Source organism: Lentzea sp. NPDC005914 (assembly GCF_040629405.1).
Taxonomy (GTDB): domain Bacteria; phylum Actinomycetota; class Actinomycetes; order Mycobacteriales; family Pseudonocardiaceae; genus Lentzea.
Window position 1 is genome coordinate 219,980 of the sequence record NZ_JBEXVQ010000010.1, and the last position, 24,742, is coordinate 244,721.

Annotated in this window: 24 protein-coding genes; 10 read left to right on the forward strand and 14 right to left on the reverse strand. The window is 68.3% G+C overall.

Features of this window, described 5'->3' with window-relative positions; translation table 11 throughout:
• Positions 1-19 precede the first annotated feature (19 nt).
• Positions 20-670 (forward strand): hypothetical protein, encoded by a 651-nt coding sequence (locus ABZ345_RS17335; RefSeq protein WP_359848982.1) that lies wholly within the window; start codon positions 20-22, stop codon positions 668-670.
• Here the strand turns inward: ABZ345_RS17335 and ABZ345_RS17340 are convergent.
• Together ABZ345_RS17340 and ABZ345_RS17345 are read right to left on the reverse strand one after the other, a co-directional pair.
• The gene (locus ABZ345_RS17340; protein ID WP_359848985.1) at positions 642-1,403 is read right to left on the reverse strand and encodes a class I SAM-dependent methyltransferase; all 762 of its coding nucleotides are present in this window, start codon (positions 1,401-1,403) and stop codon (positions 642-644) included. The two genes, ABZ345_RS17335 and ABZ345_RS17340, sit on opposite strands and share 29 nt — an antisense overlap.
• Positions 1,400-2,521, reverse strand: a complete 1,122-nt coding sequence (locus tag ABZ345_RS17345; protein WP_359848988.1) for a carboxylesterase family protein — start codon at positions 2,519-2,521, stop codon at positions 1,400-1,402. The genes ABZ345_RS17340 and ABZ345_RS17345 overlap by 4 nt, the downstream gene beginning before the upstream one ends.
• Before the next feature lie 110 nt (positions 2,522-2,631).
• Here ABZ345_RS17345 and ABZ345_RS17350 point away from each other — a divergent pair, with 110 nt between their 5' ends.
• A complete protein-coding gene (locus tag ABZ345_RS17350) occupies positions 2,632-3,666 on the forward strand; it encodes a zinc-dependent alcohol dehydrogenase family protein (RefSeq protein ID WP_359848991.1) in 1,035 nt (344 codons plus the stop codon).
• Here ABZ345_RS17350 and ABZ345_RS17355 read toward each other — a convergent pair.
• Positions 3,650-5,119 carry an NAD(P)/FAD-dependent oxidoreductase gene (locus ABZ345_RS17355; RefSeq protein WP_359848994.1) on the reverse strand — a complete coding sequence of 490 codons (1,470 nt, stop codon included), beginning with the start codon at positions 5,117-5,119 and terminating at the stop codon, positions 3,650-3,652. The two genes, ABZ345_RS17350 and ABZ345_RS17355, sit on opposite strands and share 17 nt — an antisense overlap.
• 116 nt (positions 5,120-5,235) lie before the next feature.
• Here ABZ345_RS17355 and ABZ345_RS17360 point away from each other — a divergent pair, with 116 nt between their 5' ends.
• Complete coding sequence (locus ABZ345_RS17360; protein ID WP_359849093.1) at positions 5,236-5,820, forward strand: TetR/AcrR family transcriptional regulator; 585 nt, start codon at positions 5,236-5,238, stop codon at positions 5,818-5,820.
• On the opposite strand, the gene ABZ345_RS17365 is transcribed toward ABZ345_RS17360, so the two are convergent.
• The 4 genes from ABZ345_RS17365 to ABZ345_RS17380 form a co-directional block, all read right to left on the reverse strand.
• A complete protein-coding gene (locus ABZ345_RS17365) occupies positions 5,786-6,493 on the reverse strand; it encodes a glutamine amidotransferase (RefSeq protein WP_359848997.1) in 708 nt (235 codons plus the stop codon). The two genes, ABZ345_RS17360 and ABZ345_RS17365, sit on opposite strands and share 35 nt — an antisense overlap.
• Entirely contained in the window at positions 6,486-7,733 is a 1,248-nt protein-coding gene (locus tag ABZ345_RS17370) for a MurT ligase domain-containing protein (protein WP_359849000.1), read from the reverse strand. The genes ABZ345_RS17365 and ABZ345_RS17370 overlap by 8 nt, the downstream gene beginning before the upstream one ends.
• 194 nt (positions 7,734-7,927) lie before the next feature.
• Positions 7,928-8,413, reverse strand: coding sequence for a helix-turn-helix transcriptional regulator (locus ABZ345_RS17375; RefSeq protein WP_359849003.1), 486 nt, complete (start codon positions 8,411-8,413; stop codon positions 7,928-7,930).
• Positions 8,414-8,529: 116 nt separating this feature from the next.
• Positions 8,530-10,191 (reverse strand): LCP family protein, encoded by a 1,662-nt coding sequence (locus ABZ345_RS17380; RefSeq protein WP_359849006.1) that lies wholly within the window; start codon positions 10,189-10,191, stop codon positions 8,530-8,532.
• 355 nt (positions 10,192-10,546) lie between these two features.
• Here ABZ345_RS17380 and ABZ345_RS17385 point away from each other — a divergent pair, with 355 nt between their 5' ends.
• Positions 10,547-13,477 (forward strand): glycine--tRNA ligase, encoded by a 2,931-nt coding sequence (locus ABZ345_RS17385; protein WP_359849095.1) that lies wholly within the window; start codon positions 10,547-10,549, stop codon positions 13,475-13,477.
• Between the two features lie 52 nt (positions 13,478-13,529).
• Here the strand turns inward: ABZ345_RS17385 and ABZ345_RS17390 are convergent, their stop codons facing one another.
• The 4 genes from ABZ345_RS17390 to ABZ345_RS17405 form a co-directional block, all read right to left on the reverse strand.
• Positions 13,530-14,300 (reverse strand): chitosanase, encoded by a 771-nt coding sequence (locus ABZ345_RS17390; protein WP_359849098.1) that lies wholly within the window; start codon positions 14,298-14,300, stop codon positions 13,530-13,532.
• Positions 14,301-14,568: 268 nt separating this feature from the next.
• Positions 14,569-15,423, reverse strand: coding sequence for a chitosanase (locus ABZ345_RS17395; RefSeq protein ID WP_359849009.1), 855 nt, complete (start codon positions 15,421-15,423; stop codon positions 14,569-14,571).
• A 155-nt stretch (positions 15,424-15,578) separates the two neighbouring features.
• Positions 15,579-16,364 carry a chitosanase gene (locus tag ABZ345_RS17400; protein ID WP_359849011.1) on the reverse strand — a complete coding sequence of 262 codons (786 nt, stop codon included), beginning with the start codon at positions 16,362-16,364 and terminating at the stop codon, positions 15,579-15,581.
• A 147-nt stretch (positions 16,365-16,511) separates the two neighbouring features.
• Positions 16,512-18,221, reverse strand: coding sequence for a S8 family serine peptidase (locus ABZ345_RS17405; protein ID WP_359849101.1), 1,710 nt, complete (start codon positions 18,219-18,221; stop codon positions 16,512-16,514).
• Between the two features lie 242 nt (positions 18,222-18,463).
• Between ABZ345_RS17405 and ABZ345_RS17410 the strand changes: the two genes are divergently transcribed.
• A complete protein-coding gene (locus ABZ345_RS17410) occupies positions 18,464-19,552 on the forward strand; it encodes a substrate-binding domain-containing protein (RefSeq protein WP_359849104.1) in 1,089 nt (362 codons plus the stop codon).
• Positions 19,553-19,565: 13 nt separating this feature from the next.
• Here ABZ345_RS17410 and ABZ345_RS17415 read toward each other — a convergent pair whose 3' ends face one another.
• Together ABZ345_RS17415 and ABZ345_RS17420 are read right to left on the reverse strand one after the other, a co-directional pair.
• Positions 19,566-20,312: a hypothetical protein gene (locus ABZ345_RS17415; protein WP_359849014.1), complete on the reverse strand. Its 747-nt coding sequence runs from the start codon at positions 20,310-20,312 to the stop codon at positions 19,566-19,568.
• Positions 20,313-20,343: 31 nt separating this feature from the next.
• Complete coding sequence (locus ABZ345_RS17420; RefSeq protein ID WP_359849017.1) at positions 20,344-20,574, reverse strand: hypothetical protein; 231 nt, start codon at positions 20,572-20,574, stop codon at positions 20,344-20,346.
• A gap of 239 nt (positions 20,575-20,813) precedes the next feature.
• Here ABZ345_RS17420 and ABZ345_RS17425 point away from each other — a divergent pair, with 239 nt between their 5' ends.
• The 5 genes from ABZ345_RS17425 to ABZ345_RS17445 all read left to right on the forward strand — a co-directional run bounded on the left by ABZ345_RS17425 (position 20,814) and on the right by ABZ345_RS17445 (position 24,285).
• Positions 20,814-21,020, forward strand: coding sequence for a cold-shock protein (locus tag ABZ345_RS17425; protein WP_030468404.1), 207 nt, complete (start codon positions 20,814-20,816; stop codon positions 21,018-21,020).
• Positions 21,021-21,176: 156 nt separating this feature from the next.
• Entirely contained in the window at positions 21,177-22,025 is an 849-nt protein-coding gene (locus tag ABZ345_RS17430) for a glutamate ABC transporter substrate-binding protein (protein WP_359849022.1), read from the forward strand.
• Positions 22,022-22,645 (forward strand): amino acid ABC transporter permease, encoded by a 624-nt coding sequence (locus tag ABZ345_RS17435; protein ID WP_359849025.1) that lies wholly within the window; start codon positions 22,022-22,024, stop codon positions 22,643-22,645. Before ABZ345_RS17430 ends, ABZ345_RS17435 begins: the two co-directional genes overlap by 4 nt.
• A complete protein-coding gene (locus ABZ345_RS17440) occupies positions 22,638-23,405 on the forward strand; it encodes an amino acid ABC transporter permease (RefSeq protein ID WP_359849028.1) in 768 nt (255 codons plus the stop codon). Before ABZ345_RS17435 ends, ABZ345_RS17440 begins: the two co-directional genes overlap by 8 nt.
• Positions 23,386-24,285, forward strand: a complete 900-nt coding sequence (locus ABZ345_RS17445) for an asparaginase (protein WP_359849031.1) — start codon at positions 23,386-23,388, stop codon at positions 24,283-24,285. The genes ABZ345_RS17440 and ABZ345_RS17445 overlap by 20 nt, the downstream gene beginning before the upstream one ends.
• On the opposite strand, the gene ABZ345_RS17450 is transcribed toward ABZ345_RS17445, so the two are convergent.
• On the reverse strand, positions 24,282-24,734 hold the full coding sequence (locus ABZ345_RS17450) for an ester cyclase (protein ID WP_359849034.1): 453 nt from the start codon (positions 24,732-24,734) through the stop codon (positions 24,282-24,284). The genes ABZ345_RS17445 and ABZ345_RS17450 overlap by 4 nt on opposite strands.
• Positions 24,735-24,742: the final 8 nt, after the last annotated feature.

The following is a 24,742-nucleotide window of genomic DNA, read 5'->3' on the forward strand; positions in this document are numbered from 1 at the left end:
GCTGTTCTATATTTCGAGCATGAAAGCAACTCGGCTCCTCCCTGCCCTCGCGGCCGCCGCCGCGCTGGCACTGGCGCCCGGTCTCGGCACGGCACTCGCCGACCCCGGAAACGGCCAGGGGAACGGGATCACGAACAACCCGCACGTCCCACCCGGACAGTCCACTCAGGACACCTCAGTGCCGCAGCCGCCGTCCAACGCGGACTTCAGCGACAACGGTGCGAACGTGCAAGGCCCGTACGACTCGACGCGGGACGGCTCGCCCTCCGGCAACGGCAACGGTGGCGGTGAGGCCGTCGGCAAGCCCTGTGCCGGTTGCGTGGGCAAGGCCGACAACAAGAACCCGCCCGGGCAGCAGCCGGGCGGCTCGGACGCCAACGCGGGCTACGAGTGCGACACCAACCACGGCGTGGGTCGGTCGAACCCGGCGCACACGGGGTGCAGGCCCGGCGAGACTCCGCCTTCGACGACTCCGGAGACCCCGCCGGCCAAGACCGAAGTCCCGCCGCCTCCGGGTGGTGGAGCCGCGCCTGCGGCCCCGGCCCCACAGGCCGCCGCCGAGGTCGACGAGCTGGCGTTCACCGGCTTCGACGTGCTGCCGTTCGCTCTCGGTGGCCTTGCACTGGTGGGTGCGGGCGTGGTCATGACGCGGCGGAGCCGGCGGTCCTGACGCGGGCGACGGCGAGCTGGGTCATGTACCGCTTGGTGACCCGGCCGTCGTAGCGCGTGTCGATCAGCTGCCTGATGTCCGCGATGAGCTCGTCGCGGGCCGGCAGCGCGATGTGGTTCGAGTACGTGAGGAGCAGGTCGGCGTACGCCTCGGTGTCGTAGGCCTGCTCCCACTCGTACCGGAAGAACTCGGGCGCCTCGAAGAGCTCGCTCTCGTCGAACTCGCGCGGGATGTCGTCCGCCTGAGGCTGCCGGAGATTCGGCGGAGTGGCCGGGTCCCAGCGCTCGTAGCAGTCCTGAACGTCCGCGAAGAACTGCGCCGTGCCGCCCGCGATGTGGTGCGTCGAGATCACGGCCAGCGTGCCGCCCGGCTGCAACGCCGCCGCGCACCGGTCCATGCGGGTGCGCGGGTCGAGCCAGTGGAACGCCGTCGCCGACACCACGAGGTCGAACGGTTCCGAAGGCAGCGGCCATGTGTCGAAGTTCGCGACGATCACCTGTGCCTCAGGCGCGTGCCGACGGGCGACCGCAGCGAGTTCCGGACTGAGCTCTACCGCGGTGACCTCGCCCAACGCGGTCAACGGCAGCGTGGCCTGGCCGGTTCCAGGGCCGATCTCCAGGATGCGCGGGCCGCTGAGCTGCGTGAACAGCTCCGGGGGATAGGTGGGACGGGCCCGGCGGTAGCGGGCCGCGTCCTCTCCGAACGTGGTGCGCAAACGCTCGCGGTCGGTCACCCGCCGAATTCAAGCGAGCGCGACGGCAGCGCGTCCATCCCGTTTCGCGCGAACCCGGCCCAGATCCCCCGCACGGTCTTCGCCACGTCGGCGTCCGGCTCCTGGCCCGCCAGCATGCCCGCGCCCGTCCACCCGCCCGGATCGAACAGGAACGGCAGCTCCATGCAGTGGCACGCGCCGAGCGGAGCGCCCTCGGGCTTGAACTTGAAGTTGAAGGTCGCGGCCTGCCCACCCGCCTTCGTCCAGTCCTCGGCGAGCTGCCGGGCCGGACCGGCGAACACGAGCTCGGTCACGACCTCCCAGGCCTCCGGCTGATCCGCCACGTACGGACTGCCGTCGTCCGCCGTGTGCCCGACGAGCAGCTCGACCCCGGGCGCCACGGCGGCGAGATCGACGTCGTCCAGCACCGGGCCGAACGGCATGCCGCCGGCCAGACCGAACCGCGCGGCCATCGCCGGGACCTCCTGCTGCACGGCCAGGATGTCGGCCACCGGGGTCGAGGCGTCGACGGAGACGAACTCGCGCACTGCCGCCGTCATCTCGGCGCGCTCGGGGCCGCGAGCACCCAGCGGGGCGCTCTGCAGGATCGCGCGGTGGAACAGGCCCTCGGTGTCGGCGAGCATCAGCGCGTAGACGGAGTCCGCGCCCGCCGACTGCCCGAACGCCGTCACGTTCGCGGGATCACCGCCGAAGCCGGCGATGTTGTCCCGCACCCACCGCAGCGCCACGAGCTGGTCGAGCAGGCCGAGGTTGTCCCGCAGGTAGCCGAAGACACCGAGCCGGTAGCTGACGCTGACCACCACGACGCCTTCCGAGGCCAGCAGCCCGGCGTCGTACTTGACCGACTCGCCGCTGCCGGTCACGTAGGCGCCGCCGTGGAACCAGACCATCACGGGCAGCCCGGAGGCACCGTCGGGGGCGGTCACGCTCAGCACGTGGCAGTTCTCGTCGAAACTCAGGCCCTCGACCGAGTTCCCGACCACGTGCACCAGCGAGGACGGCGGCTGCGGGCAGGCGGGACCGCGCTCGAGGCCGCGAACGCCGTCCCACGCGTGCGGCTCGGGCTTGGCGAATCGGGAGGCAGTCGCGTAGCGGATACCGCGCGTGGTGATCAGCACGTTCTCGATACTAAGCATGCGTAACCAATTCCACAGCGTCTCGATTCGGCGGAACAGTCCGGTCGGGAGGACCATGTAACGGTTGAGAAACGAGACGAAGGAGGCGCCCGGTGCGGGCTACGACGATCTACGGCACCCGTGACATCCGAGTCGAGGAGGTGCCGGACGCGTCGATCAAGGACGCGACCGACGTCGTCGTCCGGGTCGAGCTCGCGTGCATCTGCGGCAGCGACCTGTGGGCGTACCGCGGCGTGGCCAAGCGCGAGGGCGGGCAGCGCATCGGGCACGAATTCCTCGGCATCGTCGAGGAGGTCGGCGGCGAGGTGAAGACCGTCAACGTCGGCGACCGCGTGATCGCGCCGTTCGTGTGGAGCGACGGCACCTGCGCGTACTGCGTGGCCGGGCTGCAGACGTCGTGCCGCAGCGGTGGCTTCTGGGGTTCCAAGGGCAGCGACGGTGGCCAGGGTGAGGCCGTGCGCGTGCCGCTCGCCGACGGCACGCTCGTCCGGGTGCCCGCCGACGCGTCACCGGACCTGCTCCCGGCGTTCCTGAGCCTGAGTGACGTCATGGGCACAGGCCACCACGCCGCCATGGGCGCGGGCGTGGGCCCCGGCAGCACGGTGGCGGTCGTCGGTGACGGCGCGGTCGGCCTGTGCGGCGTGCTCGCGGCCAAGCGGCTGGGTGCGGAGCGGATCATCGCGATGGGACGCCACGAGGACCGCGCGAAGATCGCGAAGCTCTTCGGCGCCACGGACCAGGTCTCCGAACGCGGTGAGGCGGCGGTCGAGCGCATCAAGGAGATGACCGGCGGGCTCGGCGCGTCGGCCGTGCTGGAGTGCGTCGGCACCGAGCAGTCGTGGGAGACCGCGATGGGCATCGTGCGCGACGGTGGCAAGATCGGCTACGTCGGTGTGCCGCACGAGATGCCGGGCCTGCCGCTGGGCAAGCTGTTCGGGCGCAACATCAACATCGGTGGCGGCGTCGCGCCCGTGCGGGCGTACCTGCCGGAGCTGCTGGCCGACGTGCTCGCCGGGCGGATCGACCCCGGTCCCGTGTTCGACAAGACGGTGCCGCTCGACGACGTCGCGCTGGGTTACAAGGCGATGGACGAGCGGACCGCCCTGAAAGTCATCGTGAAGCCGTGAGCACGTAGTCCTCGGCGCGCACGCGCTTGGTCCGCATCCAGTACCGCCAGGTGAAGCCCGGCCACACGGTGCGGTTCACGCCCTGCGCGTCGAGGTACCAGCTCTTGCAGCCGCCTTGGGTCCAGACGCCATTCTGCAGCTTGCCCTGGATCTCGCGGTTGAACTCCTGCTGGGCCTCCACTCGCACGTCCAGCTCCGCTGCGCGGTGTTTTTCCAGGAGCTGGAGGCACTGCGAGATGTACCGGATCTGCGACTCGATCATGAACACGACCGAGTTGTGCCCGAGCCCGGTGTTGGGGCCCAGCAGGAAGAACAGGTTGGGGAATCCCGAGACCGTGATGCCGTAGTAGGTCTCGATGCCCTTCTCGCGCCACTGCTTCGCGAGGTCGACGCCGCCCTTGCCCTGGACGTCCAGGTAGTCGAACGAGTCGGTGACGTGGAAACCGGTGCCGTAGATGATGACGTCGACCTCGTGCTCGACGCCCGCACTGTCCACGATGGACGATTCGCGCACCTCGGAGATCTTGTCCGTCACCAGGTCCACGTTCGGATGACCCAAAGCCGGGTAGTAGTCGTTGGAGATCAGCACGCGCTTGCAGCCCATCGTGTAGTCGGGCTTCAACGCCTTGCGCAGCTCGGGATCCGGCACCTGCTTCTTCATGTGCCGCAACGCGATTCCCTGCGCCATGCGCATGATCTTCGGGTTCACCGCGAACCCGAGCGCCGACGACTCACGCGTCCAGTAGACGAAGTCGCGGTAGAGCCGTTGCGTGAAAGGCAAGGCGCGGAACAGCTTCTGCTCCCAGCCGGTGATCTCGCGGTCCGCCTTGGGCATGATCCACGGAGGCGTGCGCTGGAAGATCTTCATCGAACCGACCTGGGCGGCGATCTTCGGCACGAACTGGATCGCGGACGCGCCAGTGCCCACCACTGCGACGCGCTTGCCGGCCAGGTCGTAGTCGTGGTCCCACTGCGCGCTGTGGAACGTCTTGCCGCTGAAGTTCTCGATGCCCGGCAGTTCAGGAACGTTCGGGATGTGCAACGCGCCGACGCCGGCGACCAGGGCCTGCGCCGTGTACGTGTCGCCCTGCTCGGTCGTGACGTTCCACCGCTTGGTCTCGTCGTCCCACTGCGCGCCGGAGACCTTGGTGTGGAAGCGGATGTGCGGCCGCAGCCGGTACTTGTCGGCGACACGCCGCAGGTAGTCCCAGATCTCGCCCTGCTGCGCGAACATCCGCGACCACTTCGGGTTCAGCTCGAACGAGAACGAGTACATGTGCGACGGCACGTCACACGCGCAGCCGGGGTAGGAGTTGTCGCGCCACGTGCCACCGAGGTCGCCCGCCTTCTCGAGGACCACGAAGTCGTGCTCACCGCGGCGCTTCAGTTCGATCGCCATGCCGAGGCCGGCGAATCCGGTGCCGATGACGAGCACTTTCGTCTCTCGATGCATGGGGGACGTCCCTCCGCTCGCTGAGCCTACTTCGCAGTAGGTTACTCGAAGTAAGTTACGAGCGGTAGACTCCCTTCGTGACTGCTCCGCGGCGCCGCATGCCCAAGGCCCAGCGCATGGCGCAGATGCTCACCGTCGCCGAGGAGATCTTCGCCGAACAGGGGTATCTGGCCACGTCGATGGACGAGATCGCCGAACGCGTCGGCGTCTCCAAGCCGATGCTCTACGAGTACTTCGGCTCGAAGGAAGGCCTGCTCATCGGCTGCATCCACCGTGCGCGCACCGAGTTGCGCGAGAAGACGGCGGCGGCGATCGCGGGAGCGGCGAGCCCTGAGGAGTTCCTGCGGCTCGGCCTGCTGGCGTTCTTCGAGTTCATCGACGAGCACCGCAGGTCGTGGGCGTTGCTCAGGCAAGAGGCGGCCGTGGCCGTGCCGTCGGCGCAGGAGGAAGTGGAAGGCATCCGTCAGCAGCAGACGGACATGATCGGGGCCGTGCTGGCGTCGTTCACGCCGGACATCGACCCCCTGGAAGCCGAGGCGTTCGCGGAGATCGTCGTCGGTGCGACCGAACGCCTGGCGGTGTGGACCGAGCGCAGGCCCAAGGTCGGACCCGCGCTCGCCACCGAGTACGTCATGGCCGTGATCTGGCCGGGCGTGCAAGCACGCCTTAAGAGGCTGCCCGCACCCGTTCCGCCCGCATAGCGGTCACGGCGGGCAGGTCCAGCGGCGCGACCTTCGTGCCGGTGGCCCACTCGATGAGCAGGTCGGCCAGCTGCGGGTTGCGCGGCAGCACCGGCCCGTGCAGGTAGGTGCAGAGGATCCGGCCCTGAACGGCACCCTCGACGCTGCCGTCGTTGCCGGTGCCGACCTTGACGTGCGCGAGCGGCCGGGCGGCCGGACCCAGCACGGTGCGGCCCTGGTGGTTCTCGAACCCGCTCAGCACGCCCTCGAACAGGCCGTCGGCGGGCTCGGCGAGCACCTCGCCGATCGCGCGGCTGCCACCCGCGTGCGAGGTCGAGTCGATCAGGCCCATGCCGGGGTGCGTGACGTTGTCGGCACGGGTGAAGCTCTCGCCGAAGATCTGGATGCCGGCGCACACGCCCAGCACGACGGCGTTCTTCGTGACGGCGCGCTGCAGGCCGGGGTGCTCGCGCAGGTGCTTCACGGCCAGCGTCTGCGCCGTGTCCTCACCGCCGCCGACGACGTAGATGTCGCACGAGTCCGGCACCGGCTCGCCGTAGTTGATCGGCACGATCTCGGCTTTGATGCCGCGCCACGTCATGCGCTTCTCGAGCACCACGGCGTTGCCGAAGTCCCCATATGTGCCGAGGAGATCCGGCAGCACGAGCGCGATCTGGATTGTCGACTCACTCATCAGCGGCAGCCCTGGCATTCAAGTCGCGGAACGCGGTGTAGTTGGCGATGACCTCGACCGCCCCCTGTGGCATCTGGTCGATGGCCTTCAACGGGTCGGGCACGATCGTGTGCTGGACCTCGGCGTAGGTGAGGCGCACGGCGAGATCCGTGGCCCGCTCACCGGACGCGATGACGGTGCGGCCCTGCAGCCGTTCGAACGGGACGTCCCACAACCAGCTCAGGTCGCGGCCGTCGGCCTCGTTGGCGTTGATCACCAGGACGGCCGGGTGGTTGGCCTCCTTGACGACCGTGAGGGTCTCGCTCCAGCCCGCGGGGTTCTTGCTCAGCAACAGGCGCGCGCTGCGGCCGTTGCGGTGGATCGTGCGGTAGCGGCCACTCACGTTGGACACGCCGCGCAGACGTGAGACGGCATCCTCCGTGCGCACGCCCATGGCGTGCGCGGCGGCGGACGCCATGACGGCGTTGGCCTGGTTGAACTTGCCCGGCAGCGTGAGGCGGAGCTCCAGCTTCTGGTGCTCCGGGGTGATCATCGCCTCGTCGGTGGTGATCCAGTTCGGGTGCGGACGCGCGAGGTCGCAGCCCGTGCAGTGCCAGTGCTCGCCCTGCCAGCGGATCGGGTTGCCGCACCGGGGGCAGCTCGCCGAGTCGTGGTGCCAGCCGGTGCCGGTGGCGACCCAGACGACCTTGGCCGCGTTCCAGGCCGCGCTGGTGACCATCACGTCGTCGCAGTTGGCGACGATCGTGCAGTTCTGCAGCTGGGTGATCGCGTCCCGCAGCGAGCGCTCGATCGTCCGCACCTCGCCGACGCGGTCCAGCTGGTCGCGGCTCAGGTTCAGGATGACGGCGACGGCCGGGTTGCTCGCACCGGCGACGGCGGGGAAGTAGCCCTCGTCGCACTCCAGCACGGCGTACGGGGCGTCCGGCTGCTTCGACAGCGCCGTGACGTGCCCGTCGGGCATGTTGGCGCCGCTGTGGTTCGTGGCGACCTCACCCAGCGCGCCGACGGCCCTGGCGAGCATCATCGTGCTGGTGGTCTTGCCGTTCGTGCCTGTCACCACGGCGACTTTGCGGCCCTGCGTCAACCGGTTCAGCGCCTGCGGGTCGAGCTTCAGCGCCACCCGGCCACCGATCATGCCGCCTGCGCCGAGCCCCATCTTCTGGGACAGCGAGGAGCTCAGGTTGCCCAGTTTCACTGCGGCCGCGGTGCGCAGAGGGAGGCGGGCGGGGGAATCGTTCACCCCGGCGATGCTACCGGCGTGACGCTTCGTGCCTTTTAGGTGGTTGTGATCTTCCTGCTGGGACAAGGCGTGAGCTCATCGAGTGACACCAGCGATGTTCGAGCAACCTGCGGACGGGGGCTTGGGCTCGCTCTCGTGCGTGGGCTGGCCGGACGAGGACTTCATGAGGTGCTGGCGGCGCTCTGCCCTCAGGGCTAGGGGCTCAACGCACGCAGGGTTCGGATGAGCTCGACCGTCGGCAGTTGGCACAGCTGCGCCATGTTCTCCAGCGCGGGCAGGTCGAGATGCACCTCGGGTGACGCGCCGGGAGGCAACGCGTGCAGCCTGCCGGTGGCCCAGCGCTTCAGCGGCACGAGCCGCGGGTTGTCGGTGGCGGCGACGGCGGCGAGGTTCAGGGTCAGGTGGCCGGACGGGGTGTCGCCGAAGAAGCGTTCGTGCACACGCGCGAGGACGGTGTGTGCCGGGACGTCGAGGGCGTGGCAGATCTCCACCAGGCGCACCACCGAGCACTGCCGGGTGCCCAGTTCGTAGGTGGCCAGCGTCTGCAGCGAGATCTCGGTCTGCAGTCGCTTGTTCAGCTCCTTGCGGGTCCATCCGCGCTGCTTGCGAAGGCTGCGGATCTCATCACCGAGCACGCGCTGGTACGCCGCTGTGTCGATTTGGCCGTTCGCAGTGTGCACCTGGTCCCTCCACCCCGTGAGCGGGTCTCACGGTGATGGAAGGCGCGAGTGCTTCGGCGCTTACGCAACTTACTGCTGGAATCCCCCGAATGGGGTATATATCTCTACTCTGAGTATCAGTTTACGCAGCGCACGCCGTCAGCCGTGATGGGCTTGGGGGCCGCCGGGTCAGCCGGTTGCTGACGGGCACCGTCCAGGGCGAGTACTCCCGAACCGGCGAAGCCCTGCGCGCCGGGACCCGAGTAGTCCGACCCCAGGAAGACGCGGGCGTGGCCGGCGGGCACGTTCACGTCCTGTTCCACCTTCAGGCCGCCGAGGGCCTTCTGGACCGCGTTGGCGCCGTCCTCGCCGCCCTTGCCGTAGCGGACGACCGACTTGGCCATGGCCTCGGCGTTGCCCGTCTGGCCCTCGCCGAAGCCCTTCGCGACGAGCGACTGCAGAACCGTGCCCGCGAGGCCGGGCTGGCCGGAGGCGTTGCGGACGTCGACGATCACCGAGGCGTTGTTGAACTTCGGGTCCGGCGCGGTGGACGACGCCGCCGGGTCCTTGCCGAGGTTCTTGACGAACGTGTGGACCTCGGACTCGTCCACCTCGACCGCGGAGCCGTCCTCGGGGGTCTGCAGGTCCGGGTTGCCCGTGGGGATCGTCTGGAACGTCATGTTGCCGCCCGTGAGGTCCTTCATCTGCAGGGCGAACTTGGTGATGTCCCAGCCGTCGTCGAGCACGATCGCGCCGCTGACGGCCTTGATCATGTCGCTGCGCTTGGTGCTGTCGGTGAGCACGCCCGCCGAGAGCATCTTCTTGGCCAGGCCCGCCATGAACACCTGCTGGCGCACGACGCGGTCCAGGTCGCCCATGGGCAGGCCGTGGCGCTGCCGGACGAACGCCAGCGCGTTGCGGCCCTCGATGGTCTGCGGGCCCGCCTTGAAGTTCGCGCCGGAGAAGCTGTCGCGGACGTTGTTGTTCAGGCAGACGTCGATGCCGCCGACGGCCTTGGTGATGTCGTAGAAGCCGACCAGGTTGACCTCGGCGTAGTGGTCGATCGTCACGCTGGTCAGGTTCTGGATGGTGTCGATCAGGTTCTTCGCGCCGGCCTTGCGCGTCTCCATCTCGATCGCCTGCGGGCTCTGGCCGCTGCCCTGCAGCTTCTCGGCCTCTTTGCCCTTGGCGTACCCGTAGGCGGAGTTGATCTTGTGCCGGCCGAAGCCGCCCGCGATCTTCACGTAGGAGTCGCGGGGGAACGAGACCGCGTAGGCCTTGCCGCTGTCGTTCGGGATGTGCAGCAGGATCAGCGTGTCGGTGTTGAACCCGCCGTCGTCGCTGCCGCCCGCCTGCAGCTCGTTGAGGATGTTCTGCGGCAGCGGGTTGCCCTTGGAGTCGGTGCGGCTGTCCATGCCGACCAGCAGGATGTCGATCGCGCCGTCCGCGGGCTTCTCGCCGGCGTCGGCCAGGTTCAGGTCCTGCTTGGTGAGGTTGCTGGTCAGGTCGTTCAGGTTCTTCCACGCGATGCCGGTGACCAGCAGGATCACCGCGGAGATCATGCTGACGAAGATCTTGGCGCCGGTGGGGCCGCCGCTCTTCGGGACGGGCTTGCGGGCCGCGGGCCTGGGCCGCGGGCGGGGTGCGGGAGCGGCCTTCGCCTTGGCCGGGGTGGTGCGGACCGTCGGGCGGTCGGCCACCGGACGCGGGCGCGGGGCCGACGACGTGGCGCGGGCCGGGTCGCGGCGCTGGGGCTCACGACGGGGCGGCTCGGAGCGGTTCGCCGACTCTCGCTTCACGGGCTCGCGGCGCGGCGGCTCGGAACGCTTCGGAGGCTCCCGGCGGGGAGGCTCGGCCCGGTTCGGCTGCTGCCGGCGCGGTGGCTCTGAGCTGCGCGGCGGCACCTGGGGACGGCGGGGCTGACCTGCTGGGGGACGCGGGGTGGCGGAGGGTCGCCTGGGAGTACCGTTCGGTTCTCCTGGCCGCGGCGGCCGGTTGTCCACACCCACTCCTCTCGGTTCTTCCGGGTACCCCAAGTAGACGCGCGGGAACTCCACTCGGTTGTGCAAAGGGTGACACAGTGGCGGAGGCCACCTGATCCAGGGGCCGTGACCAGCGGTTTTGTTCACTTCGTAGACTGCTGCCGTGTTGACGATGCAGGACGCGCTGCTCGCGCTGACCAAGTACTGGACCGATCGTGGCTGCCTCGTCGTGCAGCCCTTCAACACCGAGGTGGGCGCCGGAACGCTGAACCCGGCGACCGTGCTGCGGGTGCTGGGTCCCGAGCCGTGGCGCGTCGCGTACGTCGAGCCGTCGGTGCGGCCCGATGACGCCCGCTACGGCGAGAACCCGAACCGGCTGCAGACGCACACCCAGTTCCAGGTGATCCTGAAGCCGGACCCGGGCGACCCGCAGGAGCTCTACCTCGGTTCGCTGGAGGCGCTGGGCATCGACATCCGCGGGCACGACGTCCGGTTCGTCGAGGACAACTGGGCCTCGCCCGCGCTGGGTGCGTGGGGCCTGGGCTGGGAGGTCTGGCTCGACGGCCTGGAGATCACCCAGTTCACCTACTTCCAGCAGGCCGGCGGCATGACGCTGGACCCGGTGTCGGTGGAGATCACCTACGGCATCGAGCGGATCATGATGGCGCTGCAGGGCGTCGACCACTTCAAGAAGATCGCTTACGCGCCGGGGATCTCCTACGGCGAGGCGTTCGGCCAGGCCGAGTACGAGATGTCGCGGTACTACCTCGACGACGCGGACGTGGAGCGCAACAAGCGCCTCTACCAGGAGTTCGCCGACGAGGCGCAGCGGATGATCGACGCCCGCCTGCCCGTTCCGGCGCACAGCTTCGTGCTGAAGTGCTCGCACCTGTTCAACGTGCTGGACGCGCGGGGCGCGATCTCCACGACCGAGCGGGCTCGCGCGTTCGGCCGTATGCGCGGTCTGGCCCGCGAGGTCGCCAAGCTGTGGGCGGAGCGCCGTGAGGAGCTCGGGCATCCTCTTGGTGTCGCTGAGCTTCCCGCTCCCGTTGCCGCTCCTTCGTCCTTTGTGGACGTTGTCGCGCCGGCCACGCTGCTGTTCGAGATCGGTACCGAGGAACTGCCGCCGCACGAGGTGCTGCGGACCGTCGACGCGGTGCGCGAGGCCGTTGTCTCGAAGCTCGGCGCCACTCGGCTGACGCACGGCGAGGTGACCGTGCACGGGACTCCGCGCCGGATCGTCGTGCTGGTGCCCGCCGTGGCGCCGCGCGAGCCGGATGCCGAACGCACTGTGCGTGGACCGCGTGTGTCCGCCGCCTTCGACGGCGATGGCAACCCGACGAAGGCCGTGCAGGGCTTCGCTCGTGGTCAGGGCGTGGAGGTCGCGGCGCTGGGCCGAGTCACCGAGAACGACGTCGAGTTCGTCGCTCTGACCAAGACGGACGCCGGTCGCGGTGCCGTCGAGGTGCTGAGCGGGCTGCTGGCCGAGGTCGTCTCGGACCTGCGCGCCGAGAAGAACATGAAGTGGAACGACCCGAAGCTGTCGTTCACGCGGCCGATCCGCTGGCTGCTGGCTCTGCTCGGCACCACGCCGGTGCCGGTCGCGGTGTCGTCGCTGGGCTCTGGGACCACCACTCGGGTGCACCGGACTGCCGCTTCGCCGGTGGTCGAGGTGTCCACCGCGGACGGTTACCTGGAGTTCCTGGCAGGGCACGGGATCGAGCCGGACGCGGCCAGGCGTTCCGCCTCGATCGTGGAGGCGGCGCAGTCGCTGGCGGCGTCGGTCGGCGGTGTGGTGGAGGTCGACGGGCTGCTGGACGAGGTCACGAACCTGGTCGAGTGGCCGACGCCGATCCTCGGCTCGTTCGACGAGCGCTACCTGGAGCTGCCGGGCCAGATCCTCACCACCGTGATGCGCAAGCACCAGCGCTACCTGCCGGTGCGCGCCGCCGACGGGTCGCTGCTGCCGCACTTCGTGGCCGTGGCGAACGGTGACGTGGACGCCGACCTGGTGCGGGCGGGCAACGAGGCCGTGCTGCGGGCGCGGTACGAGGACGCGGCGTTCTTCTGGCGGGCGGACCTCAAGACGCCGCTGGAGGAGATGAAGTCGGGTCTCGCGAAGCTGACGTTCGCGGACAAGCTCGGCTCGATGGCGGACCGCGCGGGCCGCATCGCGTCGCTGGCCTCCCGGTTCGCCGGTGTGGTGGACGTCGACCGCGAGACGCTGGACCGCGCCGGTGCGCTGGCGAAGTTCGACCTCGGCTCGCAGATGGTGATCGAGCTGTCGTCGCTGGCCGGCGTGATGGCACGCGAGTACGCGGTGCGGGCGGGGGAGACCCCGGAGGTCGCCCAGGCCCTGTGGGAGATGGAGCTGCCGCGCTCGGCCGGTGACGCGCTGCCGTCGTCGGTGCCGGGTGCGCTGCTGTCGCTGGCGGACCGCTTCGACCTGCTGGTCGGGTTGTTCGGCATCGGCGCGCAGCCGACCGGCTCGTCCGATCCGTTCGGCCTGCGCCGGGCGGCTCTCGGCGCGGTGTCGGTGCTGCGGGCGTTCCCGGACCTGCGGGCGATCACGTTGCCGCTGGCGCTTTCTCTTGCCTCCGAAGGGCTCGAGGTTCCGGCGGAGGCGCTGGAGACGGCGCGGGAGTTCGCGGTGCGGCGCTACGAGCAGGCGTTGCTCGACGCCGGTCACGAGCACCGGTTCGTGCAGGCGGTGCTGCCCCTGGCCGACTCGCCGGTCCTCGCCGACGAGACGCTGACGCAGCTGGAGTCGTTGGCGGGCAACGAGTCGTTCGACTCGTTGGTGGCGGCTCTGCAGCGCGTGCGCCGGATCGTGCCGGCTGACGTGGCTGCTTCCTACGACGCCTCGGTGCTGTCCGAGCCGGCGGAAGTGGCGCTGCACAAGGCGTTCGACGGGGTGCCGCGCGATGTCGTCGGTCTGGCCGCGTTCGTCTCGGCCGCGGAAGGGCTGACCGCGCCGATCAACACCTTCTTCGACGAGGTGCTGGTCATGGCGGAGGACCCGGCGGTGAAGGCGGCCCGGCTCGGGTTGCTGGCGTCGATCCGCGACTTCGCGGCGCCGGTGCTGGACTGGACCCAGCTGTAGGACTCACGGGAAGAGGGGCGCCCCGCTCGGGCGCCCCTCTTCGCTCACGAGTCTATTTGATCTCGAAGCTCTGGCCGTAGACCTTCCACTTCAGCGGCGTGTTCAGGTCGAGGTTGCCCGCCTTGAGCCACACGCGTTGAGCCGTGTCGACCCGCGTGGTGTTCTCGTGCTCGGGTTCCTGCTTCATGGCCCACACGCGGGCGTCCATGAAGGCGTTGAGCCACGTCGTCTCGTTGCCGCCCTGCGACGGCGGCTTCGCCTTGCCCAGAGCGCGCTTGCGGATGCTCGAGAAGCTCAGCCGGTCGCCACCGTCGCCGTGCATGACGATCGCGTCGTAGTAGGCGAACTGACCGAGCGCTCGCACGCCGTCGGCCTTGCCCTGCTTCACCGCCGGGTTGAAGTACACGCGGTCGCGCTCGGACTCCTGGGCGGCCTTGAACGCGGAGTCCTTGGCGGCGGTCTTCCAGTCCTTGGTGTAGTTGGGATCCAGCCCCGAGTGCGAGTCGGTGCCGTTCACCCTGCGCAGCGCGGGAAGGTACTTCGCCAGCACGTTGCCGGGCTTGCGCTGCTGGTAGAGCTCGACGAGGTCGAGCATGTCGCCGGTGCCGCTGCAGAACCCGATGATGCCCGCGGTGTAGCCGCGGCCGTCGCCGATGTCCTCGATGTAGCCGAACTGGCTCTTCCAGTCCAAAGTGGAGTTCTCCGCGCTGGACACGATCTGCATCGCGATGTCCTTGAGACGCGGGTCGTTCAGGTCGGCTGCCTGCGCTGTGGTTGCGGTCGTGGTGATGAGGGCGGCGCACGCCAGAAGCGCGGCCGCCATGCGACCAGAGATCTTCACGGGTTTTCCTCCGGGGCCAGAAAGTCGGTGTGTCCCGGGCGGCAGTGGAGCAACGGTAAGTGGTCCTCATGTTTGCCGACAAGAGGGGTTACCGGACTGCGAACCCGGACGCATCTCCTCTGGTTCGATCGGAGGAAGTCCTTGCACTGCAAGCGTTTCCGTCGGTAACGGGTGTTACCGGATTCTGAACGAAGAAGAGGAGGGTGCCCCTGCTCCGGGGCGCCCTCCTCTTCGTCTTTCCGGCTTCGAGCTAGTTGATCGTGAAGCTGTCGCCGTAGACCTTCCACTTCAGCGGCGTCTTCAGGTCGAAGTTGCCGGCCTTGAGCCACACGCGCTGCGCGGTCTCGATGCGGGAGACGTCCTCGTGGGCCGCTTCCTGCTTCATGGCCCACACGCGGGCGTCCATGAAGGCGTTGAGCCAGGTCTTCTCGTCGCCACCCTGTGACGGGGGCTTCGCCTTGCCGAGCGCGCGCTTGCGGATGTTGCTGAAGCTGGTCTTGTCGCCACCGTCACCGTGCACGACGATCGCGTCGTAGTAAGCGAACTGGCCCAGGGCGCGCACGCCGTCGGCCTTGCCCTGCTTCACGGCCGGGTTGAAGTACACGCGGTCGCGCTCGGACTCCTGGGCGGCCTTGAACACGGAGTCCTTGGCCGCGGTCTTCCAGTCCTTGGTGTAGTTGGGGTCCAGGCCGGAGTGCGAGGACGTCCCGTTCACCTTGCGCAGCGCGGGGAGGTACTTCTCCAGCACGTTGCCGGGCTTCTTCGTCTTGTACAGCTCGACCAGGTCGAGCATGTCACCAGTGCCACTGCAGAACCCGATGATGCCCGCGGTGTAGCCGCGGCCGTCCTTGATGTCCTCGATGTAGCCGAACTGGGCTTTCCAGTCCAAAGAGGAGTTCTCCGCGCTGGACACGATCTGCATCGCGATGTCCTTGAGGCGCGGTTCGTCGAGGTTCGCCGCAGAGGCGGTTCCTACCGTCGTGGTGAAGAGAGCGGCGCACGTGATCAGTGCGGCCGCGATACGACCAGTGATTTTCACGGATTTCCCTCCGGGGCAGGGATGTTGGGGTCCCGGGCGGCGTGTAGACGAAGGTAAGGGGTCCATACCTTTATTGGCAAGAGGGTTTACTATTTCGCGAATCGGACATATCGTGACGAAAGCCCCCAGATGTTCGCAAAACCCGGCGCTGTAAACCGTTTCGTTTTGCCGTCGATGCAAAAGCCCGCGATTGCTCGCGGGCCTTTGGGATCAAACGGGTGCTAGGAGATCTCGAAGTACTGCCCGTACACGTGCCACTGGAGGGGGCGTTCGAGGTTGAGCTTGCCCTCGTTCAGGAACCTGCGCTGAGCCGTGTCGACCCGGCTGGTGTCCTCGTGGGCGGGCTCCTGCTTCATCGTCCAGACCCGCGCGTCCAGGAACGCGTGCAACCACCGGACCTCGTCGCCGCCCTGCGCCGGCGGGCGGGCGCCGGAGTTCAGCGCCCGTTGACGGATGCCGGAGAAGTCCAGGTCACCCCAGCCGTCGCCGTGCATGACGATCGCGTCGTAGTAGATGAACTGGCCCAACGCCTGCACGCCGTCCTGCTTGGCACGGCTGACCGCCGGGTCGAAGTACACGCGGTCGCGTTCGTGCTCCTGCGCGGCCTGGAACGTGCCGTCCTGGGCCGCGGTCTCCCAGTCGCGCTGGAAGTTCGGGTCCAGACCGTCGTGGGACGGGCTGCCGTTGACGCGTTCCAGCGCGGGGAGGTACTTCTCCAGGACGTTGCCGGGCTTCCAGTCGCGGTAGAGGTGGACCAGGTCGAGCATGTCGCCCGTGCCGCTGCAGAAGCCGATGATCCCGGCCGTGTAGCCGCGGCCGTCGTCGATGTCCTCGATGTAGCCGAACTGGGCGCGCCAGTCCAAAGAGGAGTTCTCGGCGCTGGACACCAGCTGCATGGCGATGTCCTTGAGCTGCGGGTCGTTGAGGTCCGCGGCCTGCGCGGTGCCCGGCGTGATCAGGGCCGCCGCGCAGAGAACCGTTGCGGCCAGCCGTGTAAACGTCTTCATGTCGCTCCGTCCGATGCAGGGATCGGCGGCGACGCGTGTGGACCGTAGCGTGAGAGCGGTTGCACGGCAAGGCCCGGCCACGACGAAGGCTCCCGGTCGGAACCGGGAGCCTTCGTGTCGAGCCGGGGCGGACAGTCCTAACAGGACTTACAGGAACTGGCCGCCACGCGTGACCGCGCCGTAGGCGTCCACGATGCCGTGACCGTAGAAGCCGTTGAACTTCGAGTCACCCTCACAGGTGGCGTCGAACTCCGGCGAGCGACCCACGTTCACGTACGAGACGGTGCGCGGGTTCGGGCAGGCACGCTGGATGGCGGTCTTGTAGAGCACCTTCTCGACCTTGTCCGGGTCCATGGTCAGACCGGGACGGCCCTTGTCCTTCTTGCCGTACTGGCTGACGATCAGCGCGGCGACACCAGTGGCGTGCGGGGCGGCCATCGAGGTGCCCTGCAGGAACTGGTAGTAGCCGACCTTGTCGCCCTGCACGGCCTTCTTCACGCCCGCCGCGAGACCGGCCGGGGTGATGTTGCCGTCCGCGTCGATGTTGCCCTCGGCGAGAGCGACGTTGCGCGGGTAGGTCGACAGGATCAGGTTCTCGTTGGTGCGGTACCACGGCGTGCCGAAGCCGTCGCGGAAGTAGCCGCCGGGAGCCGAGATCGCGGTCTGCTCGAGGCCGTAGTTCGAGTAGTCGGCCTTGGCGGTCGACGGGCCCAGCGAGGAGACCGAGATGACGTGGTTGCCCTCGGTCGGCAGGTTGAGGCAGGTGGCGTTGTCCACCGGACGCGGCCGGTTGTGGTTCGGCGGGTAGTTCGGGCTCACGGTGTCCTGGCGCGGCTTGCCCAGGTCCTCGTGGTTGTTGCCACCGGCGCCGATCAGCGTGACGCCCTTGCGGTGCGCGTAGTTCAGGGCGCGCTGCACGGACGCGATGATCGTGCGCTGCTCCAGCTGCTCCTCGGCCGAGGCCGTGGAGTCGTTGATGCAGTTCATGTACCAGGGGTCGACGTAGAACGACATGTTGATCACGTCGAGGCCGATGTCGGCGCCGTAGGTCAGGGCGTCGACGACGGGCTGCAGGAAGAACGAGCCCGCGTCCTGGCCACCGCGGATGTTCACCAGCGACACGTTCGGTGCGACACCGGAGATGCCGAAGCCGTTGGCAGCCGCGCCGATGGTGCCGGCGACGTGCGTGCCGTGGCCGCCGTCGTCCCAGTTCGCCGGGTCGACGCAACCGCGGAACTCACACGGGCCGTCGAACTCGCCACCGTCGGAGTCGTTGGGGATGTCGACGGTGAAGTTGCGCGACAGCTCGTTGTTGAAGTTCGGCGCGATGTCCGGGTGCGAGCCGTCCACACCCGTGTCGAGGATGCCGACGTACACGCGCTTGTCACCGGCCTGCTTGGCCCGTGCGATGTTCGAGCGGACGAGGTTCAGGCCCCACAGGTCGCCGTCCAGCGGGTCCATGCCGGCGGTCGACTTCGACTCGGCAGGGGCCTTGTTCGGCTGTGAGGTCTTGTTCTCCTTCTCGACGTTGTCGCGCTTGGCCTTCTTCTCGGCCTGGGCGACGGGTGCGTGACCGATCGGCTTGGTCCGAGCGGCCCCGACGATCTCCTTCGAAGCGGAGACCTGCTCCACGAACCCGCTCGCGGGCGCCTTGACGGTCAGTACGCCGATGGCCTTGTTGTCCCGCACGACCTCGCCGCCCGCCTTGTGCACGGCGTCGATCGCGAAGTCGCGGTTTCCGGGGTCCTCCAGCAGGACGGTGTACTCGGTGTCCTGCTGGCCCGCGGCCGAGGCCGGCGCTGCCCCCGCCGCCGAAGTACCCGCTGCGATCAGCGACACCGTTGCCGCCACCGCCATCACGGTTCTGCGCGTTCTCACCTAGCTGTCTCCTCACACCCGGTCAGGGCTGGATCCAACAACACGGGCGGCCCCCGATTGCCGCCCAAGTCCGACACACTGACACGAAATTCCGCCCACCATCAGCGCCTTTCGTACGGAATCGAACTGTAGCCGAGTGGAAGCGGAGCGTGATGGATGAGAAGAAATCTTGACTTAACAACATTCAAGCGATGAACTCCGCGTTTATGCGAAGACGGGTAATGGCATCGTCGGCGTGCCTGCTCTTTCTCCTCTCTGCCTGCGGTGATGCAGGTCAGGGCTCTCCGACGCTGCCCGCGCGTGGACCCAAACCAATCGTCGGGGTAATCCTTCCCGACCGAACGACTTCCACGCGCTGGGAAGAACAAGATCGCCCCCTGCTCACGCAGGCGTTCAACTACGCGGACATCGAACCGTTCATGGAGAACGCGGAGGGCAACGAGGCCAAGTTCGCGCAGATCGCCGACGAGATGATCCGGCGCAAGGTGAAGGTCCTGATGATCACGCCGTTGTCCGCGGCCGGTGGTCTCGCCGTGCAGAAGAAGGCGAAGGCCGCGGGTATCCCGGTCATCGACTACGACCGGGTGACGCTCGGTGGCCAGGCGGAGTACCACGTCGGCTTCGACAGCGTGAACGTCGGCCAGCTCCAGGCGGACGGTCTGATGGACTGCCTCGGCACCAAGCCGGGCGCCCAGATCATCGAGATCGAGGGCGCGCCGACCGACCACAACGCCACGCTGTTCACGCAGGGCCAGAAGTCGCGGCTGTCGGCCAAGTACGACAGCGGCGCGCTGAAGCTCGTGAAGTCGCAGCCGGTGGCCGACTGGAACAACGACCTCGGCGGTCAGCTGTTCGAGCAGATCCTCAACGAGAACGCCGGCAAGGTCGACGGCGTGGTCGCGGCCAACGACGGACTGGCCGGCGCGGTCATCGCGGTGCTCAAGAAGAAGAACCTGGCGGGCAAGGTCCCGGTCACCGGACAGGACGCCACTGTGGACGGTCTGCGGGCCGTGCTGCGGGGCGACCAGTGCGTCACCGTCTACAAGCCGGTGCGCGACGAGGCCGAGGCCGCGGCCAGGCTGGCCATCGCGATCGCTCGCGGTGACCTCGAGGGTGCCGACGACCTCGCCACCGGCAACCTGCGCGATCCCGTGGCACGGCGCGACATCAAGTCGGTGCTGCTCGGCGCGACGTTGATCAAGAAGGACTCGGTGCGGACGCTCGTCACCGAAGGCATCGTCAAGCCGCAGGAACTGTGCGCGGGCGACCTCGCTCAGGCCTGCGCGCAGCAGGACATTCTCGGAGGGTGAAACAAGTTCCCCGTCACGGCCTGTCGTGATCCGGCAGGTCGTGACGTCCCGAGATGAACTCCTGCACGGCGATCTTGGCGCGGATGATCGGCTGCCGGATCCGCGCCTCCCTGCGGTATGCCCGCGTGAGCTTGCGCGAGCCCTCCAGGTACCGCCAGCGCGCCCACGGCGAGCCTGGCCGTGCCAGCCGCACGGCACCCACGGCGGGCACCACCGGGACCAGCAGGCCGAGCAGCCCCGTCCAGATCTTTCCCTTCAGCAGCGCCACGATCGCGAAGCACAGGTTCACCCCGATGGCGATCAGCCTGAGCGTGAACGTGTCGGTCGGCGTCGTCTCCGGGTTGAGCTGCAACACCTCGTCGTAGCCGAGAGGGCGCGCGCCGAGCAGGAACGTGCCCGTCAGGCCGATGGCGAGGAAGACCGCGTCAACCGACAGCCGGCCCGACTTCGTCCAGTACACGTCCCGCAGGTGCAGGATCAGCGCGAACTCGTCGAGCACCAGCGCCGCGCCGACGCCGAGGCCCGCCGCGGCCGCCAGCCGGGCGCCGTGCAGGTCGTCGGGGATGACCAGGCTCGTGACACTGGACAACAGCAGCAGCACGGTGCCGAACACGACGTGATGCACGTGCGTGTCGCCGTGCACGATGTTGCGCGGCCACCAGCGCACCTTCGCCCTGATCAACCGCACGCTGATGCGGATGAACACGAACGTGGTCACCAAGCCGACGAAGAAGAAGAGCAGTCGTTCGCTGCCGGTCAAGCACGGCCCCCTGGGTCAACGACCCTCCAGGTTACCGGTCGCCGTGGTGGTGGACGTCGCCCTCGACGTTGCCGATCTGGAAGAGGGTGCCGAGCACGGTGCCTTTGTGGGAGTTGACCACGGTTCTGGAGGTCCTGCGAGTGTCCTCCGGCTTCGCCTTGGCCGCGACTTCTGTCATCGCTTTCAGGACGAGCGCATGCAGGCCGTGCGCGACCTGAGGGGCGATCGTGACCGTGATCGAGATCGCCGTCTGCTCGGGCACGAGTACCTCCGCGTGGTCATTTGGAGTCTCACGCTAGCAGTGCGATCGGGTGCTCGACTGCGAGCGGGAGGTCATGGTTGACTGTCTATGGTCGTACGTTTTCGTGTTCGTGTCCCACGCTCGCGGAAGCGAAGTTAGTGAGCGTGTGGTTTCTCCAGGTTCCGGAGAGAACGCTGCTCCCCAGCTTGACCCGGTGGTCGCGAGCGCGATCCGGCACCTGTTAGAGGAGAAGTAGCAAGATGGCAGTACAGGGCACCGTCAAGTGGTTCAACGCGGAGAAGGGCTTCGGCTTCATCTCCCCTGACAACGGTGGCGCCGACGTGTTCGTCCACTACTCCGAGATCCAGATGAACGGCTACAAGGCTCTCGAGGAGAACCAGCGGGTCGAGTTCGAGATCGGTCAGGGCCAGAAGGGCCCCCAGGCCCAGGGCGTTCGCGCCGTCTGAGTCCGACCGGTCAGCACATCTGATCTGTCACGAAGCCGCTGTTCCCGCGGGGGGACGGCGGCTTCGTCTTTGTGTTGTCCGGCAACGCATTGGACTGGACAACCAGCAGGACAACCTCTTGTGTCGGCTTGATCGCCGTGGGTAGTTTCGGTCGGTATGGGGAGACTGCTGCTGATCGGCTTGCTACTGGTTGCAGGATGTTCGGCCGCTCCGGAACCCGGGACGTCGAACGGGCCGGTGTTCCGCGGCACGGTCGCCGAGGGGTCCACGGTGGACCGGATCCGCAAGCGCGGGGTGCTGAAGATCGGCGGCTCGCAGGACGCTCCTCTGCTCTCCCAACTGGATCCGACGACCGGGAAGCTGACCGGGTTCGACGCGGAGCTGGGCCGGTTGCTGGCGCAGTACGTCCTCGGCTCGCCGAAGACGGAGCTGGTGACGGCGACCTCGGAGACGCGGGAACCGTTGCTGAGCAACGGAACCGTCGACGTCATCCTGCAGACCTACACGATCACGCCCGCGCGCAGGGAACGCGTGGCGTTCGCCGGGCCGTACTACCAGTCCGGGCAGGCGATCGCGGTGCGCAAGGGCACGAACGGCATCGCGAAACCCGGTGACCTCGCGGGAAAGACCGTGATCGCGGGTGCCAACACCCCGTCGATCGCGGCGATCAGACAGGTCGCGCCGACCGCGGAGATCGTGGAGTTCGGGTCGGACCCGGAGTGCCTGGCCGCGTTGAAACAGGGGCGTGGCGAGGCTTACGTGCAGGACCAGGCGCTGCTGGTGGCGGATGCGAGCAAGGACGCCGAACTGCAGCTTGTGGGCGAGCCGTTCACGGTCGACCCGTACGGCATCGGGATCAAGCACGGTGACGAGGAGTTCACGCGTTTCGTCAACGACTGGCTGCGCGAGATCCAGAAGTCCGGTCTGTGGCAGGAGACCTGGAAGAAGACCATCGGCACCGTGGTGCGCGGTGAGGCTCCCGCACCGCCCGCGATCACCCCATGAGTCTTGTCCTGGAAGGGTTTCTCACCACCGTCGCGCTGGCGTCGCTGTGCTTCGGTGCCGCGCTGGTGCTCGGGCTGGTCGTGGCCGTCCTGCGGATCGCGCCCGTGCCGGTGCTGCGTGCCGCCGGCGCGACGTACGTGGAGGTCTGGCGCAACGTGCCGCTGCTCGCGTGGCTGGTGCTGTTCGTGTTCGGGCTGCCGGAGATCGGGCTGACGTTCCCGCTGTTCTGGAGCGCGTTCCTGGCGATCTCGCTGTACGAGGCGGCGTACGTCTGCGAGGCGCTGCGGTCGGGCGTGAACTCGGTGGCGCTCGGCCAGGGCGAGGCCGCGCGGGCGCTGGGACTCACGTTCCGGCAGTCGTTGCGGCACGTGATCGTGCCGCAGGCCGCGCGAAGGGTCGTGCAGCCGCTGGCGAACATCGCGATCGCGCTGACCATGGCGACGGCGCTGGCGGGGGCGGTGGGAGTGGTCGAACTGACGCGGGCGGCGAACCGGGTCAACCTGGAGATCGCCCGGCCGTTGCTGGTGTTCACCGGCGCCGGGCTCTGCTACCTGGCGCTGGCCGGTGGGATCGCGCTCGCCGCGCGGTCGGTCGAACGGCGGTGGCCCGCTCATGTTTGACCCGCCCGGTCCGCGGGCCCGCCGGAGGGTCTTCTGGGCCAGCGTCGTGTCCGTTGTGGTCATCGCGGCACTGGTCGCGGTGGCGCTGCGGCAGTTCGCGGCGAACGGCCAGCTCGACCCGGTTCGGTGGCAGCCGTATCTGACCTGGCCGGTCTGGCGTTATCTGGTGGGAGGGCTCGGCGCGACGGTGCTGGCGGCGGCGGTGACGGGGGTGCTGGCGATGGCGGGTGGCGTGCTGCTCGCGTTGTGGCCGAACCGGATCACCCGCGGGTACGTCGAGCTGATGCGCATGGTTCCGGTGCTGTTGCTGGTGTACGTCATGCTGTTCCTGCTGCCGTCGTACGGCGTCGACCTGCCGCTGTTCTGGAAGTTGGTGGTACCGCTCGCTTTGTCGCACGCCGCCGCGTTCGGGGTGGTCTTCCGCGCGGGTGTGCGCGCGGTCGCTCCCGGTCAGCGCGAGGCGGCGTTGTCGCTGGGTTTCAGCGAGACCGCGGCGACTCGGGTGATCGTGCTGCCCCAGGCGGTCCGGCACATGGCGCCGTCGCTCGTGACGCAGTCTGTCGGGCTGGTGAAGGACACCGCGCTCGGGTTCGTCGTCAGCTACACCGAGCTGCTCTACAACGGCAAGGTCCTGGCCACCTTCAACGGCCTGCTGATCCAGACCTATCTCGTGATCGCGCTCGTGTACTTCGTCGTCAACCTCGCGTTGTCGGGACTGTCGCGCTATTTGGAGGCCTCCGTTGCCCGCACTGCTCGCTGAGGTCACCCGCAACGGGTTCGTGGAGAGCCTCCACCACGGCAGCGTCGTCGGCCTGCTGCCGTCCGGTGAGGCCGGCGTGTCGGTCGGGGCCGTGGGGGATCCGGTGCTGCCGCGGTCGTGCATGAAACCGTTCCAGGCGCTGGCGTGCCTGTCCGCGGGAGCGCCGCTGGCCGGTCCCGCGCTGGCGATCGCGGCCGGGTCGCACACGGGCGAGAACCGGCACGCCGAGCTGGTGATGCAGCTGCTCGGCGGGTTACCGGTGGGGCTGCTGCGCTGCCCGGCTTCCTGGCCCGAGGACGAGGAGACTCGTCAACGTCTGACGGAACCGTCTCGGGTGCGGATGAACTGTTCGGGCAAACACGCGGCGATGCTGGCGGCGTGCGTGGCGGCGCGGTGGCCAACCCAGACCTATTTGGAACCAACGCATCCGTTGCAGCAGCTGGTGTTGCGGACGGTGGAACAACTCTCCGGCGAGTCCATCGCGCACACGGCGGTCGACGGCTGTGGTGCGCCCGTGTTCGGGTTGTCGTTGCACGGCTTGGCGCGCGCGATGCAGGGCCTGGTGCGCACGCCGGTCGCCGACGCGATGCGCAAGCACCCCGAGTACGTCGGCGGAACCGGGCACGTGAACACGGTGATCATGCAGCTGCTGCCGGGTGTGGTGGCCAAAGGTGGTGCCGAGGGCGTGCTCGTGCTGGCGACGGCGGCGGGGCACGCGGTGGCGGTGAAGGTGCTCGACGGCAATCCCCGTGCCACCACGGCGATCGGCCTCACGGCGCTGGCGGCGATGGGGTACGACGTGTCCCCGGCCAAGGAGCACCTGTCCGTGCCGGTGCTCGGCGGTGGCCAGGTCGTCGGCGAGGTTCGCGTGGTCTTCTAGTACGGCCCCGCGTACTCGTCGGGCGCGTTCAGCAGGCCGAGCTGCTGCATGACGGTCGTGGTGTCGCCGTAGACGCGTTCGCAGACCAGGACGTCCTTCTCGAAGATGAAGAAACCCACCATCCTCACCTTGAAGGACTTGTTCGTCGGTTGTTCACCGAGGAGGCTGCCCAGGTGCGTTCCCTGCAGTTCGAACTCGACGACCACGGCGTCATCGGCGTGGTGGACGTCGATGACCTTGTTGCGCTGGTCCGGGAACGTCGCACGGGTGCGCTGCCAGTACGCGCGGACCTCGTCCACGCCGTCGAGCACCTGGCCGGACGCCATGATCTCGTACCGCGGGTGCGGGAACGTGTTCAGGGAGGTGTCGAAGTCGAAGTCGTTCTGGCATTCCATGTGCTCCAGGACGATCGCCTCGCGCAGCGCTCTGAGCGCCTTCGATTCGGTCATGCCGGCCG

What these genes read in the sequence shown, in the direction of transcription:
- ABZ345_RS17365 (WP_359848997.1), bottom strand. Translation starts at nt 6,493, where the DNA reads ATGAGTGAGTCGACAATCCAGATCGCGCTCGTGCTGCCGGATCTCCTC.
- ABZ345_RS17430 (WP_359849022.1), top strand. Translation starts at nt 21,177, where the DNA reads ATGGGGAGACTGCTGCTGATCGGCTTGCTACTGGTTGCAGGATGTTCG.
- ABZ345_RS17400 (WP_359849011.1), bottom strand. Translation starts at nt 16,364, where the DNA reads ATGAAGACGTTTACACGGCTGGCCGCAACGGTTCTCTGCGCGGCGGCC.
- ABZ345_RS17450 (WP_359849034.1), bottom strand. Translation starts at nt 24,734, where the DNA reads ATGACCGAATCGAAGGCGCTCAGAGCGCTGCGCGAGGCGATCGTCCTG.
- ABZ345_RS17410 (WP_359849104.1), top strand. Translation starts at nt 18,464, where the DNA reads ATGGCATCGTCGGCGTGCCTGCTCTTTCTCCTCTCTGCCTGCGGTGAT.
- ABZ345_RS17405 (WP_359849101.1), bottom strand. Translation starts at nt 18,221, where the DNA reads ATGGCGGTGGCGGCAACGGTGTCGCTGATCGCAGCGGGTACTTCGGCG.
- ABZ345_RS17390 (WP_359849098.1), bottom strand. Translation starts at nt 14,300, where the DNA reads ATGGCGGCCGCGCTTCTGGCGTGCGCCGCCCTCATCACCACGACCGCA.
- ABZ345_RS17355 (WP_359848994.1), bottom strand. Translation starts at nt 5,119, where the DNA reads ATGCATCGAGAGACGAAAGTGCTCGTCATCGGCACCGGATTCGCCGGC.
- ABZ345_RS17335 (WP_359848982.1), top strand. Translation starts at nt 20, where the DNA reads ATGAAAGCAACTCGGCTCCTCCCTGCCCTCGCGGCCGCCGCCGCGCTG.
- ABZ345_RS17360 (WP_359849093.1), top strand. Translation starts at nt 5,236, where the DNA reads ATGGCGCAGATGCTCACCGTCGCCGAGGAGATCTTCGCCGAACAGGGG.
- ABZ345_RS17395 (WP_359849009.1), bottom strand. Translation starts at nt 15,423, where the DNA reads ATGGACCCCTTACCTTCGTCTACACGCCGCCCGGGACCCCAACATCCC.
- ABZ345_RS17435 (WP_359849025.1), top strand. Translation starts at nt 22,022, where the DNA reads ATGAGTCTTGTCCTGGAAGGGTTTCTCACCACCGTCGCGCTGGCGTCG.
- ABZ345_RS17440 (WP_359849028.1), top strand. Translation starts at nt 22,638, where the DNA reads ATGTTTGACCCGCCCGGTCCGCGGGCCCGCCGGAGGGTCTTCTGGGCC.
- ABZ345_RS17385 (WP_359849095.1), top strand. Translation starts at nt 10,547, where the DNA reads ATGCAGGACGCGCTGCTCGCGCTGACCAAGTACTGGACCGATCGTGGC.
- ABZ345_RS17425 (WP_030468404.1), top strand. Translation starts at nt 20,814, where the DNA reads ATGGCAGTACAGGGCACCGTCAAGTGGTTCAACGCGGAGAAGGGCTTC.